Source organism: Cedecea sp. P7760 (assembly GCF_013386425.1).
Lineage (GTDB): Bacteria > Pseudomonadota > Gammaproteobacteria > Enterobacterales > Enterobacteriaceae > Cedecea > Cedecea selenatireducens.
Genome location: NZ_JACARU010000019.1, coordinates 47,434 through 60,312 on the forward strand (window position 1 = coordinate 47,434; position 12,879 = coordinate 60,312).

Annotated in this window: 13 protein-coding genes; 10 read left to right on the plus strand and 3 right to left on the minus strand. The window is 52.6% G+C overall.

All coding sequences use genetic code 11. The annotated features are described in order from the left end of the window. Positions 1–18 precede the first annotated feature (18 nt). From HX778_RS08150 to HX778_RS08165, 4 genes are all read left to right on the plus strand, one after another. Positions 19–831 carry an ABC transporter permease gene (locus HX778_RS08150; RefSeq protein WP_255483366.1) on the plus strand — a complete coding sequence of 271 codons (813 nt, stop codon included), beginning with the start codon at positions 19–21 and terminating at the stop codon, positions 829–831. Beyond that, positions 824–1,801, plus strand: a complete 978-nt coding sequence (locus tag HX778_RS08155; RefSeq protein WP_176981746.1) for an ABC transporter ATP-binding protein — start codon at positions 824–826, stop codon at positions 1,799–1,801. The genes HX778_RS08150 and HX778_RS08155 overlap by 8 nt, the downstream gene beginning before the upstream one ends. Next, positions 1,794–2,768, plus strand: a complete 975-nt coding sequence (locus HX778_RS08160) for an ABC transporter ATP-binding protein (RefSeq protein ID WP_176981747.1) — start codon at positions 1,794–1,796, stop codon at positions 2,766–2,768. Before HX778_RS08155 ends, HX778_RS08160 begins: the two co-directional genes overlap by 8 nt. 108 nt (positions 2,769–2,876) lie before the next feature. Then, positions 2,877–3,128 carry a DUF2766 family protein gene (locus HX778_RS08165; protein ID WP_038481723.1) on the plus strand — a complete coding sequence of 84 codons (252 nt, stop codon included), beginning with the start codon at positions 2,877–2,879 and terminating at the stop codon, positions 3,126–3,128. Positions 3,129–3,230: 102 nt separating this feature from the next. Here HX778_RS08165 and HX778_RS08170 read toward each other — a convergent pair whose 3' ends face one another. Further along, complete coding sequence (locus HX778_RS08170; RefSeq protein WP_176981748.1) at positions 3,231–3,734, minus strand: non-heme ferritin-like protein; 504 nt, start codon at positions 3,732–3,734, stop codon at positions 3,231–3,233. A gap of 823 nt (positions 3,735–4,557) precedes the next feature. Continuing rightward, the gene (uspC, locus tag HX778_RS08175; RefSeq protein WP_176981749.1) at positions 4,558–4,977 is read right to left on the minus strand and encodes a universal stress protein UspC; all 420 of its coding nucleotides are present in this window, start codon (positions 4,975–4,977) and stop codon (positions 4,558–4,560) included. Positions 4,978–5,914: 937 nt separating this feature from the next. On the opposite strand from uspC, the gene flhD reads away from it, so the two are divergent. The 6 genes from flhD to cheW all read left to right on the plus strand — a co-directional run bounded on the left by flhD (position 5,915) and on the right by cheW (position 11,342). Beyond that, positions 5,915–6,265 (plus strand): flagellar transcriptional regulator FlhD, encoded by a 351-nt coding sequence (gene flhD / locus HX778_RS08180; protein ID WP_038481732.1) that lies wholly within the window; start codon positions 5,915–5,917, stop codon positions 6,263–6,265. Between the two features lie 3 nt (positions 6,266–6,268). After that, positions 6,269–6,847, plus strand: coding sequence for a flagellar transcriptional regulator FlhC (flhC, locus tag HX778_RS08185; protein WP_038481735.1), 579 nt, complete (start codon positions 6,269–6,271; stop codon positions 6,845–6,847). 126 nt (positions 6,848–6,973) lie between these two features. Continuing rightward, positions 6,974–7,864 (plus strand): flagellar motor stator protein MotA, encoded by an 891-nt coding sequence (motA, locus tag HX778_RS08190; protein WP_176981750.1) that lies wholly within the window; start codon positions 6,974–6,976, stop codon positions 7,862–7,864. Further along, complete coding sequence (motB, locus tag HX778_RS08195; protein WP_038481740.1) at positions 7,861–8,790, plus strand: flagellar motor protein MotB; 930 nt, start codon at positions 7,861–7,863, stop codon at positions 8,788–8,790. Before motA ends, motB begins: the two co-directional genes overlap by 4 nt. 10 nt (positions 8,791–8,800) lie before the next feature. Further along, positions 8,801–10,819 (plus strand): chemotaxis protein CheA, encoded by a 2,019-nt coding sequence (gene cheA / locus HX778_RS08200; RefSeq protein ID WP_176981775.1) that lies wholly within the window; start codon positions 8,801–8,803, stop codon positions 10,817–10,819. Positions 10,820–10,847: 28 nt separating this feature from the next. After that, entirely contained in the window at positions 10,848–11,342 is a 495-nt protein-coding gene (gene cheW / locus HX778_RS08205) for a chemotaxis protein CheW (protein WP_016536985.1), read from the plus strand. A gap of 46 nt (positions 11,343–11,388) precedes the next feature. Here the strand turns inward: cheW and HX778_RS08210 are convergent, their stop codons facing one another. After that, complete coding sequence (locus tag HX778_RS08210) at positions 11,389–12,654, minus strand: dicarboxylate/amino acid:cation symporter (RefSeq protein WP_176981751.1); 1,266 nt, start codon at positions 12,652–12,654, stop codon at positions 11,389–11,391. Positions 12,655–12,879 lie beyond the last annotated feature (225 nt).

The window sequence follows — 12,879 nt, forward strand, 5'->3', positions numbered from 1 at the left end:
ACACAGGTTAAACAGGGCATGAAACACAGCCGTCCCGCGCAGTGTTCGCTGGCGGTGTTGGTGCTTTTTGCCCTGGCGTCATTGTCGGCATTCTTTAGCCCCTGGGACCCAAACCAGATGTCGCTCCAGGCGCGCATGCTGCCGCCGGATACCGGGCACTGGTTTGGCACGGATGAGTACGGCAGGGACTACTTTACGCGTGCGCTTTACGGCGGGCAGATTTCCCTGATGGTTGGGTTTCTGGCGATGCTGTTCTCCACGCTTATCGGCACGCTGGTGGGCACGGTCAGCGGCTACTTCGGGGGTAAAATAGACAACCTGCTGATGAGGCTGGTGGACATACTCATGTCGATCCCGGCCTTTTTCCTGCTGCTGGTGCTCAATGCTTACCTGAAGCCCGGCATAGCTAACATTATCCTGATCATCAGCGCGCTGACCTGGATGAACATGTCGCGCCTGGTTCGCGCAGAAACCTTGACGCTAAAAGAGCGTGAGTACGTGGTTTACGCGCGTGCCTCCGGTGAGCATCCGTTGCTGATTATCGCCCGCCATATTATCCCCAATATTTTGCCGACGATTATCGTGGCGGCGACCCTGAATATCGCCTCCGCTATTTTAATGGAGTCTACATTGAGCTTTCTTGGTCTTGGCGTGCAGCAGCCAAATGCCTCCTGGGGTAGCATGCTGAATAACGCCCAGTCATACATCGGCGAAGCGTCCTGGCTTGCCATGTTCCCCGGCGTGCTGATCCTGCTGACGGTGCTGAGCTTTAACGTGCTGGGCGATGTGTTCCGCAGCGCCTTTGAGCCAGGAGCAAACCGCGATGAGTAACCTGCTTGAAATCGATAATCTGAAAACATCCTTCTTTACCCGCGATGGCGAAGTTCAGGCGGTGCGTGGCGTCTCCTTCGGCGTGCGGCGTGGAGAAGTCGTGGGCATCGTCGGCGAGTCTGGCTGTGGGAAAAGCGTCACCTGCAAATCTGTTATCAATTTGCTGGGGAGCCACGGCAGAATAGTGGGCGGCCATATTCGCTTTCAGGGCGAAGATCTGGCCCGCAAAACGCCGGAGCAAATGCGCCATCTTCGCGGCAGTGAGATAGCGATGATTTTTCAGGATCCGATGACCGCGTTGAACCCGGTGCTGAGCATTGGGCGGCAGATGAGTGAAATCCTTATTCGTCATCAACGCCTGAGCAAAAAGGCGGCTAAAGAGAAGGCGATTGCTATGCTCGGGCAGGTGGGCATTAACCAGCCGGAAAAACGCTACGACCAATACCCGCACGAATTTAGCGGCGGCATGCGCCAGCGGGTAATGATTGCCATCGCGCTGTCGTGCCATCCGTCTTTATTGATTGCCGACGAGCCGACTACCGCGCTGGACGTGACAATCCAGGCGCAGATCCTGCGGCTGCTTAAACAGCTTCAGCAGCAGACGGATACCGCAATTTTGCTGATAACTCATGATTTAGGCGTGGTGGCGCAGGTGTGCTCGCGGGTGGTTGTGATGTACGGCGGGCTGGTGATGGAACAGGGAAGCGTAGAGGCTATTTTTTATCGCCCCTCGCATCCCTACACGCGTGGCCTGCTGGCGTCGCTGCCCCGTCCTGACGGCAGTGAAGAACGCTTGTCTCCGATAGAAGGGAGCCCGCCCGGCTTGCTGAATCCCCCTGCGGGCTGTCCATTTGCCGCTCGCTGTCCGCAACGCATGGCCGTTTGTGATAAGGCGGCACCTAAACACACTTTCGCCGATGGTCACGAAGTTAGCTGCTGGCTGTGGGAAAATGAGGTGGCTCATGCCTGAGGTTATTCCACTGATTAGCGTCCGCAACCTGAGTAAACATTTCACCTCTGACCGGGGCTGGTTCGTGCCACGCACGACGGTAAAGGCCGTGGACGGCGTCAGTTTTGATATTTATCCAGGGGAAACTTACGGCCTGGTCGGAGAGTCGGGCTGCGGCAAGTCAACGCTAGGCCGAAGCCTGTTACGGCTGTTCGACATCACCGAAGGTGAGATTGAGTTTGACGGGCAAAACATTGCCGGGCTAAGCGAACGTCAGCTGAAACCCGTCCGCCGCCGGATGCAGGCCGTTTTTCAGGATCCTTATTCCTCACTGAATCCAGGCATGACGGTGCAGCAGCTGATTGCCGAACCGATGCGTATTCACGGCTACGATGCTGAACGGCGGAAAAGTCGAACGCTGGAGCTGCTGGGGCAGGTGGGGTTAAGCCGTGAGCACCTCGATCGTTTTCCTCACGAGTTCAGCGGCGGGCAGCGCCAGCGTATCAGTATTGCTCGCGCGCTGTCGGTGAACCCCGAGTTCATTCTTTGCGATGAACCGCTGTCCGCGCTCGATGTGTCAGTGCAGGCGCAGGTGGTGAATCTTTTGCAGGATCTGCAGCAGGCATCAGGCCTGACCTACCTGTTTATCGCTCACGATCTGTCGATGGTGCGCCATATTTCTGACCGTATTGGCGTGATGTACCTCGGCTCGCTGGTGGAGGAGGCTCCGGCAGAAACGCTGTATAACCAGCCGGCTCACCCTTACACCCGGGCGCTGCTGGCGTCTATTCCTCTCGCCGACCCGCATGTACAAATGCTGGAGCAGGGCGGGCTAAAAGGCGAAACCGCCGGGGAGATTGGTGCAGGTACACGTTGTAAATTTGCTGACCGCTGCCCGCGAGCTATGGAGAAATGCCATCGGCAGCCTCCGCAAATGCAGGAGATCTCGCCGGGGCATCGCGTTGCCTGCTGGCAGTTTGAAAAGTAAATCCACGGGGGCTTTTGTCCCCGCCTTAGGGATTTTACGCCGAATGGACTGTTGCCTCGCACGGAGCGGGGCAGGTAGACTGTCGCGCAAATAAAACAGGAGATTAAAATGGCCGAACAACTCTCTGCCGATCAGGAACTGGTTTCCGACGTCGTGGCGTGCCAGCTGGTTATCAAACAAATTCTCGACGTGATTGATGTGATTGCGCCGGTTGAAGTCCGTGAAAAGATGTCAGAACAGCTGAAAACCATCGATTTTACCAGCCATCCTGCTGCCGTTGACCCGGTAACTCGCCGCGCGATTCAAAAAGCGATAGCCCTGATTGAGCTGAAATTTACCCAACAGAAAGAGGCGCACTAATCCTTCTTTCCTTCTCCTCGACGCCGGAAGGCAAAGCGTCCACAAGATAATAAAAAAAGCACCGGCGTCCTGCAGGTGCTTTTTTATCTATAGAGGAGGTGCTCAGTGAGACTCGTGTTCGACAAAATTCAGCAGATGTCGGTCGGTCTGGCTCATGCACAGGCCCGCTTTTTTAGCATTGCGCACTTCTTCCAGGATCGTCTGTAGCCGTTCACCGTCCCGATCCTGTTCTTCGCTTAATGCCATCAGAAAGCTCATGACCTTACGGGCATTGGCCGCTTTGGCCTCTTCTTTTAGGGTAGCCAGCGTTTCGTGGCGCAGGTGGTAATCATCCAGCGTTTGCTGAAACAGCTCTTCAAGCGTCAGGCAGTGGCACTCAGGTGGAGACATCGCGCCTACGCTCGGCATGCCGCCAGAGTGCTTCATAAAATTAAATACCCGCATCATGTGCGTAACGTTGTTTTGAGCCTGGCTGCGTAGAAAATTCGCGCTGCCGGTCAGGCTGTTCTTCGTGCACCAGGCGCTCAGGTGCAGACACAAATGGGAGGCATAAAATTCACGATTAATTTGCGCATTAAGTTTTTGGATCATGCTGGCAGCGGGCATATTAATATCCTTATTTCCGTGGACAATTTTATGGAGTATTAAATAACCATACGCTGCTATCAAGTTCGAGAAAAGTCCTAAGCAAGTCTATTTATCATTTCTTTAATTTTTTTCATGATAATAGTGCACCGAGATGTTCATTTTCTGGGCTAGGTGTAACTCACTGTATTTGATATAGAATATATTTGAACTTTGTTTTTGTGGTTTCGCTCTCATTTTATGTTAAGAGCATGTTAGGCGTGCCTGTTCGGCGTTTGTGTGTTAATCATTTTTTGCCTCTTGGTTAATTTTACTATTTTTCACTTAAACGGGATGAGATCATCTTTGTGCCTCCTGCTGCATATTTTCATGATTCTAAAATCCGTGCACCAAACAAAAAAATCCCAGGCAAGATGAAAATTAATCGACGCTGAGGAGGGACTGGGATTGCGCAATAAAAGATCGAAAGTATAAAAAGAGAGCAAATCAGAGGAGATCCCAGGGCCTGGATTCGCGGGCGCGGCTAATGAGTTGTTTTTTTGTGCATATCGCAAATCCTTATGGCCTGACGTGATGATTTTGAGGCCCTGGCGTGCTGGCGTTGCTCCGGCTGAGAAGCAGAGGGCAATTTGCTGAGGGAAGCGGGTTATCATTCACGCGGGCAGGATTCTAAATTTGTGCCGCTTATTTGAACATTTTTGTTCTTATTGGCGAGGAAAGAAAAGTCAGGATAAAAAATCGAGTTTTCCGAAACTGGCATAATTAGTCGCTATGGAATAACCCGGAAAGTAGTTTAGCAGAGGGCGGAAAGGCGGAGCAGGCTCCGCTTCCTGTTGAGGTCGTTCTAAAGAGGGACCAGCAGCACATCAACCTGGCTTGAGGCCACGACAGCCTTGGCTGAGCAGGTGATCTTACCGAAGAAACTCTGATTATGATTGCCGCAAAGCACCAGGTCCACATCCTGCTTTTCACAGATATCCAGGATGTGTTCGCTTAGTTCCCCTGTGGAAATAATTACCTTTTCAATAGGATATTGCGCTTTCTCTTTCAGCTCATCGAGAAAAAGGTGGGTTTCTTCCAGCATCAGATCGCGCAGGTTTTCCAGCATCGGGGCGGCAAGCTGGTTATACAGTTCGGGATCGGAGGCTAGCGTGACGAGAGTAATTTTTCCGTTGACGGGTTTGACGATACAGACGGCCTTTTGCACCAGATGATGGCTCTCAGGCGTGATGGCCACGGCAACCAGCACATGACGATAGCTCATACGGACCCTCCACATATTGTGTGAATTGTTAACATTTTCTTACACCACTTGTTGTCCAGGCGCAACGCTTGTCGCCATACGAAATGTGAAGCCACTCATAGAAATTGTTTAGTTATTCTTATGAAACGAATTTGCAACATTATTTCGTAGACGATTTGTAAAAATTTGCCATAAGGCGAATGGATTAATTTGCGAACCTGGATCGAGTGATAACTTTCAGTAACTGGCGCTTTTGAAATCATAACGCTCGGTTAAAATGCCGCTATGATTTAGCTTAAGTCTCTGAATAACAGCAGGTTACTCCTGACTGCTTTCGGAAAGTGTGATCGCCTAAGCATTCCTGACCGCCGGTATCGGATAAAAAGCAATGGTAACTCATGGAGTTGTGATGTTTCAGTGTCACTATTCGTCTGATGTTATCGGTAAAATTCTCAATCAGATTAAAAATTAAGCAAATGAAAAGCGATTCTGATGCTTTTCACTTCGAAGGATGATGTATTTATGTGATCTGCGTCACATAAATTCCAAAATCGCCGATGGCTGCATTGTATGTGCCAGGGGCTGCGAGTAGAGTTTGCCCGAATTAGGAAAAATCTTAGTTTTTTGTAATAAAATGATGAACGACAACAGGCGTTCGGGCTTTGTCAGGGAAGTAGCTTCTACCGCGGTAGGCGGAGGAGCCTAGTCAGAGCGTAAGATTTATCCGTGCATTTTGGCCGTAACGATTGTTTTAATTTACCCGGGGCGACCCGGCGACATCGCGGGGTGCGGTAACAACCCCCTAATAGTTCAGAAAACGGTAATGGCGCGAAGGCTCGCTTCGGTTTCTTACAGCTGTAAGTTTCTGGAGAATTTCCTGACGTTGACACGTTACTGTCATCCGAAATATTTAGGCTAGGCCGCATACAATAATAGTTGGTTATTCGGGATGGAAAAAATGCATACTTCCGAGTTGCTAAAACATATTTACGACATTAATTTATCGTATTTATTGCTTGCACAGCGTCTTATTAGTCAGGACAAAGCATCAGCAATGTTTCGTTTAGGCATCGCTGAGGATATGGCAAATACTCTAGGGGAACTCACGTTGCCCCAAATGGTAAAATTGGCAGAAACTAACCAATTAGTTTGTCAGTTCCGCTTTAACGAAAGTCAGGCGATTACTCGCTTAACACAAGACTCCCGTGTGGATGATTTACAGCAAATTCATACCGGTATTTTGTTATCTACCCGTTTATTGAATGAGGTGTCGACGCCTGCCGAGGCACCTAAGAAAAAAAGGGCATAACAAATGAGCGAGAAAAGTATTGTCCAGGAAGCTCGCGACATTCAGCTCGCTATGGAGCTGATAACCCTCGGTGCCCGACTGCAAATGCTGGAAAGCGAAACGCAGCTGAGCCGTGGTCGCCTGATCAAACTCTACAAAGAACTCCGTGGAAGTCCTCCTCCAAAAGGGATGCTGCCTTTCTCTACTGATTGGTTTATGACCTGGGAGCAAAACATTCACGCTTCCATGTTCTGTAATGCCTGGCAGTTTTTACTTCGCAGTGGGCTTTGCACCGGCGTTGATGCGGTCATTAAAGCCTATCGACTTTACCTTGAACAATGTCCTTCCCAGGCCGACGGCCCGCTTCTGGCGCTGACTCGCGCGTGGACACTGGTGCGTTTTGTCGAGAGCGGCATGCTCCAGTTAAGCCAGTGTAACTGCTGTGGGGGTAATTTTATCACCCACGCACACCAGCCGGTCGGCAGCTTTGCCTGCAGTCTGTGCCAGCCGCCATCAAGGGCGGTAAAAAGACGTAAACTTTCCCAGAATACTGCCGATATTATTCCACAACTGCTGGATGACCAGGTGGAACAGGCTGTTTAACAGATTCTGTGTTTGCGTATTCCAGCAGCGGTGAGTGATTGCCGCTGCTTTTTTTATGCCCAAACATGACGCTGCATCTGCCCCCCTGGGCATCCTCGCTACACTCAACGGCGTAAGGATGATCTCGTGCTGATTTTAATAGGTTACCTGGTTGTTTTAGGGACAGTGTTCGGCGGTTACATGTTAACCGGCGGCCACCTTGGCGCACTTTATCAACCTGCTGAATTTATCATCATTGGTGGGGCGGGTATTGGGGCGTTCATTGTAGGGAATAACGGTAAAGCGATTAAGGGCACCCTAAAAGCGCTGCCGCTGCTCTTCAGACGTTCAAAATATACCAAAAGCATGTATATGGACTTGATGGCATTGCTTTATCGTCTGATGGCTAAGTCGCGTCAGCAGGGGATGTTTTCACTTGAAAGAGACATCGAAAACCCTAAAGAAAGCGAAATTTTTGCCAGCTATCCGCGTATTTTAGCGGACGCCATGATGCTTGATTTTATTGTCGATTATTTGCGTTTGATCATCAGCGGAAATATGAATACTTTCGAAATTGAAGCGCTGATGGATGAAGAAATCGAGACCCATGAAAGCGAATCGGAAATACCTGCAAACAGCCTGGCGTTAATGGGGGATTCATTACCCGCCTTCGGTATCGTTGCTGCGGTAATGGGGGTTGTGCACGCGCTGGCCTCCGCTGACCGTCCTGCCGCGGAGTTAGGGGCATTAATTGCTCACGCTATGGTGGGAACTTTTCTCGGTATTTTACTGGCCTACGGATTTATTTCCCCATTAGCCACGGTATTGCGTCAGAAAAGCGCTGAAACCACCAAAATGATGCAGTGCGTGAAGGTGACTTTACTCTCCAGCCTCAATGGTTATGCGCCGCCGATCGCGGTGGAATTTGGTCGTAAAACGCTGTACTCCAGCGAGCGTCCGTCGTTCATTGAGCTGGAAGAGCACGTCAGAGCGGTGCGTTCACCGAACGCGCAGCGCGCGACGGAAGAAGAAGTATGAAAAATCAGGCCCATCCCATCGTTGTCGTAAAGCGCCGCAAGCACAAGGGACACGGCGGGGCGGCTCACGGCTCGTGGAAAATCGCCTACGCGGACTTTATGACCGCGATGATGGCCTTCTTCCTCGTGATGTGGCTGATTTCCATTTCCAGCCCGAAAGAGCTGGCGCAAATTGCTGACTATTTCCGCACCCCACTGGCCCAGGCTATCACCGGCGGCCAGCGTATTGCCGACAGTGAAAGCCCGATCCCCGGCGGGGGTGATGACGTCACTCAGCAGCAGGGTGAAGTGAAAAAACAGCCCAACATTGAAGAGCTGCGCAAGCGCATGGAGGCTAACCGCCTGAAGCGTATCAAAGGGGATTTGGACCAGCTAATTGAGTCCGACCCGAAACTGCGCGCGCTGCGGCCACACCTGCAGATTGACCTGGTGCAGGAAGGTCTGCGTATTCAGATTATCGACAGCCAGAACCGCCCGATGTTTAAAAACGGCAGCGCGGAAGTGGAGCCTTACATGCGTGATATTTTGCGCAAAATCGCTCCAGTGCTGAACGGTATTCCTAACAAAATCAGTCTGTCCGGCCATACCGATGATTTGCCTTATGCCAACGGCGAACGCGGTTACAGCAACTGGGAGCTTTCCGCCGACCGCGCGAATGCTTCCCGTCGTGAGCTGGTGGCGGGCGGTCTCGACGACGGCAAAGTGCTGCGCGTCATCGGGATGTCCTCACAGATGAGCCTCTCCAAACGCGGAGGCGGTGACGCCATTAACCGTCGCATCAGTTTGCTGGTGCTTAATAAACAGACCGAAGACGCCATCATGCATGAGAACTCAGAGAGCGATAACCAGCCGATCGGGGTTCTGCAGCAGGTCCCAACGGCGGCTCCGGCGAATAACACAGTTGCGCCACAACCAGGCATGAGGTGATAGCGTGAGCATGGATATTAGCGATTTTTATCAGACATTTTTTGACGAGGCCGACGAACTGTTGGCGGATATGGAGCAGCATCTTTTGGATCTGGTGCCCGAGGCGCCTGATTCTGAACAGTTGAACGCTATTTTCCGTGCTGCCCACTCCATTAAGGGCGGGGCCGGAACGTTTGGCTTCTCCATCCTGCAGGAAACGACGCACCTGATGGAGAACCTGCTCGACGAAGCGCGGCGCGGTGAGATGCAGCTCAACACCGATATCATCAACCTGTTTTTGGAAACCAAGGATATTATGCAGGAACAGTTGGACGCTTATAAAAACTCTGAAGAGCCGGATGCTGCCAGCTTCGACTACATCTGCAAAGCGCTGCGCCAGCTGGCCCTGGAAGCCAAGGGCGAAGTCCCTTCGGCGCCGGCCAAACTCTCCGTGGTAGAAACGGAGCAGCAGGCTGCTACGGCTACCGATAACGGCGGCAGGCTGCGAGTGGTGATTGACGGACTGAAAGAGACCGAGCGTGACCTGATGCTCGAAGAGCTGGGTAATCTTGGTACCCTGAGCGGTGTGGTCAAAGATGCGTCTTCTATTACCGCCACGCTTGAAACCAGCGTCAGCGAAGACGACATTACCGCCGTACTTTGCTTCGTGATTGAGCCAGAACAAATCAGCTTTGTGCCGGTGGCGGCAGCCAGCGCGCCAGCGGCCGCGGAAACGACTTCCGTGGCGGTGCCGGAAGCGCCTGCGCAAACGGCCGTCGCCGTGCAAAAAGCCGGCTTGCCTGAGCCGTTAACCCCGGCCACCGGACGCGTTGAGCGTGATAAACCTGCCGCTCGTGCGTCGGAATCAACCAGTATTCGTGTTGCGGTTGAGAAAGTTGACCAACTGATCAACCTGGTCGGCGAGCTGGTCATCACCCAGTCGATGCTGGCCCAGCGTTCTAACGAACTTGACCCGGTTAATCACGGTGATTTGATAACCAGCATGGGGCAGCTGCAGCGTAACGCACGCGATCTGCAGGAATCGGTGATGTCGATTCGTATGATGCCGATGGAATACGTCTTCAGCCGCTTCCCGCGCCTGGTGCGTGACCTGGCAGGCAAGCTGAACAAACAGGTTGAGCTGACGCTGATGGGCAGTTCAACCGAGCTGGATAAGAGCCTGATCGAGCGTATTATCGACCCGTTAACGCACCTGGTGCGTAACAGTCTTGACCACGGTATCGAGTCGCCTGAAAAGCGCCGTGCTGCCGGGAAGTCCGAAGTCGGCAACCTTATCCTGTCCGCTGAACATCAGGGCGGCAATATCTGTATCGAAGTGACCGACGACGGCGCGGGGCTTAACCGTGAACGCATCCTGGCGAAGGCGATGTCCCAGGGAATGCCGGTCAGCGAGAGCATGACCGACGACGAAGTTGGCATGCTTATTTTCGCGCCGGGCTTCTCCACCGCCGAACAGGTCACCGACGTTTCTGGCCGTGGTGTCGGCATGGACGTGGTGAAACGTAACATCCAGGAGATGGGCGGCCACGTTGAAATTCAGTCGAAAGCCGGTACCGGGACCACCATCCGTATTTTGCTGCCGCTGACGCTTGCCATCCTCGACGGCATGTCGGTGAAGGTCAGCAATGAAGTGTTTATCCTGCCGCTGAACGCGGTGATGGAATCACTCCAGCCGCAGGAAGAAGATCTGCACCCGCTGGCGGGCGGCGAGCGCGTGCTGGAAGTGCGTGGTGAATACTTGCCGCTGGTCGAACTGTGGAAAGTCTTTGACGTTCAGGGCGCGAAAACCGAAGCCACGCAGGGCATTGTCGTTATCCTGCAAAGCGCCGGACGTCGCTACGCGCTGCTGGTCGATCAGCTGATTGGTCAGCATCAGGTTGTAGTGAAGAACCTCGAAAGCAACTACCGCAAGGTACCGGGAATTTCTGCTGCCACCATTCTGGGTGACGGCAGCGTGGCGCTGATCGTCGATGTTTCTGCGCTGCAGGGGCTAAACCGTGAACAACGTCTGGCGCTTACCGTCGCCTGATTAACTGCATAAGAAAATAGGTACGCAAATGACTGCACTAACGAATGTGACAAAACTGACCGGGGAAAACGTAGGCCAGGAGTTCCTGGTGTTTACCCTCGGCGATGAAGAGTACGGCATTGATATCCTGAAGGTGCAGGAGATCCGCGGTTACGACCAGGTAACGCGTATCGCGAATACGCCTGCTTTTATCAAAGGCGTGACCAACCTGCGCGGCGTGATTGTGCCGATCATCGACCTGCGCCTGAAGTTCGAGCAGGACGGCGTGGAATATAACGACAATACCGTGGTTATCGTGCTGAATCTTGAGAAGCGCGTGGTGGGGATCGTGGTTGACGGCGTATCCGACGTACTGTCGCTGACTGCCGACCAGATTCGTCCTGCCCCGGAGTTTGCCGTGACGCTGTCTACCGAATACCTGACCGGCCTGGGCGCGCTGGGCGAACGTATGCTGATTCTGGTGAACATCGAGAAGCTGCTGAACAGCGAAGAGATGGAACTGCTGGATTCTGCGGTTGCTTAATCGAATCGATTAGAAAAAAGGGGCTACCGGCAGGTAGCCCCTTTTTTTATGCCTTAACTTCTGCCACCGGCACGCTGCCGGTTTCTTCCAGCATACCTTCGTTTTTGGACAGCATCGCGGTAGCCACGCCGTTGCCCAGCACGTTAATGGCCGAACGGCCCATATCCAGGAAGTGGTCAATACCCATCAGCAGCAGGATCCCCGCCACCGGGATATTGAAGCTTGGGATGGTCGCCGCCAGCACAACCAGCGCGGAGCGCGGTACCCCGGCAATCCCTTTTGACGCCAGCATCAGCGTCAGCATCAGCACGGCAATCTCGGAGAAGGAGAGGTGAATGTTATAAGCCTGGGCAATAAACATCGACGCGAAGGAGCAGTAAACCATCGAGCCGACCAGGTTAAAGGAGTAGCCGATAGGCAGCACGAACGACGCGATGTTACGCGAGCAGCCAAAGCGGGTCAGCTGATCCAGAGTCTTTGGATAAGCGGCCTCAGAGCTGCTGGTGGTGAAAGCGACCAGCACCGGATCTTTAAGCATCGCCAACAGGCGGAAGACGTCGCGCTTCAGCACCATATAACCCACGCTAATCAGCACCACGCAGGTCAGTACGATAGCCACATAGTAGCCGCCGATAAACGACGCGTAGTTCAGCAGAATGCCCAGGCCCTGGGTGGCAATTACCGAAGAGATGGCGGCGAAGATGGCCAACGGCGCAACGTACATAACGTAGCCGGTGACTTTCAGCATGATATGAGAAACCACATCCAGCGCGCTCACCAGCGGTGCGTTAAATTTCTCACCCAGAGAGGCCCCGGCAATGCCGAAGAACATCGAGAACACCACAATCTGCAGGATCTCGTTGTCCGACATCGCGCCAGCAATGCTGGTTGGAATGGTGTGAGAAACAAAGGCTTTCAGCGTCATACCGCTTACGGCAAGGCCGGTTTGTACGGCTTCCGTCGGCACTTCCAGATTCATGCCCGCGCCTGGATGCGCCAGGGTAACGATAAACAGCCCGACCAGAATAGAAAGCACGGAAGAGGAGACGAACCAGACCATCGCCTTACCGCCCACGCGGCCAATGGTGGAGGTTTCGCCGAGCTTCATGATACCGACCGTCAGGGTGCTGAAGACCAGCGGTGCAATCACCATCTTGATCAGTCGCAGGAAGATGTCGGTAAACAGCGTGATGTTGTCGGCATAGCCTTTGATAACGTCTGCGGCGGCGTATTCGTGGATGGCCGCACCGGTGAAGATCCCCGCTATCATGAACAAAATGATGAATAGCGTGAGTTTGTTTGAACTTGCCACTGACTTAGTATCCCGTAGTTGACTGTAGTTAATGTGTGTTTTTTTGTAACTTACTGACCCCTATATAATTATTATTGCCGGGCAGTAAATATGCGGAGCATAAATTGAATCAAACGGCGTCGATATACAACTCTTTTTTATAAATTCTGTAAATTGTTAATTAAGCAGTGCTTAATCATTATTTGTGATGAGTATCACAAACTGACGGATATATTCTTTTCAGTT

What these genes read in the sequence shown, in the direction of transcription:
- HX778_RS08150 (WP_255483366.1), top strand. Translation starts at nt 19, where the DNA reads ATGAAACACAGCCGTCCCGCGCAGTGTTCGCTGGCGGTGTTGGTGCTT.
- HX778_RS08155 (WP_176981746.1), top strand. Translation starts at nt 824, where the DNA reads ATGAGTAACCTGCTTGAAATCGATAATCTGAAAACATCCTTCTTTACC.
- HX778_RS08160 (WP_176981747.1), top strand. Translation starts at nt 1,794, where the DNA reads ATGCCTGAGGTTATTCCACTGATTAGCGTCCGCAACCTGAGTAAACAT.
- HX778_RS08165 (WP_038481723.1), top strand. Translation starts at nt 2,877, where the DNA reads ATGGCCGAACAACTCTCTGCCGATCAGGAACTGGTTTCCGACGTCGTG.
- HX778_RS08170 (WP_176981748.1), bottom strand. Translation starts at nt 3,734, where the DNA reads ATGCCCGCTGCCAGCATGATCCAAAAACTTAATGCGCAAATTAATCGT.
- uspC (WP_176981749.1), bottom strand. Translation starts at nt 4,977, where the DNA reads ATGAGCTATCGTCATGTGCTGGTTGCCGTGGCCATCACGCCTGAGAGC.
- flhD (WP_038481732.1), top strand. Translation starts at nt 5,915, where the DNA reads ATGCATACTTCCGAGTTGCTAAAACATATTTACGACATTAATTTATCG.
- flhC (WP_038481735.1), top strand. Translation starts at nt 6,269, where the DNA reads ATGAGCGAGAAAAGTATTGTCCAGGAAGCTCGCGACATTCAGCTCGCT.
- motB (WP_038481740.1), top strand. Translation starts at nt 7,861, where the DNA reads ATGAAAAATCAGGCCCATCCCATCGTTGTCGTAAAGCGCCGCAAGCAC.
- cheA (WP_176981775.1), top strand. Translation starts at nt 8,801, where the DNA reads ATGGATATTAGCGATTTTTATCAGACATTTTTTGACGAGGCCGACGAA.
- cheW (WP_016536985.1), top strand. Translation starts at nt 10,848, where the DNA reads ATGACTGCACTAACGAATGTGACAAAACTGACCGGGGAAAACGTAGGC.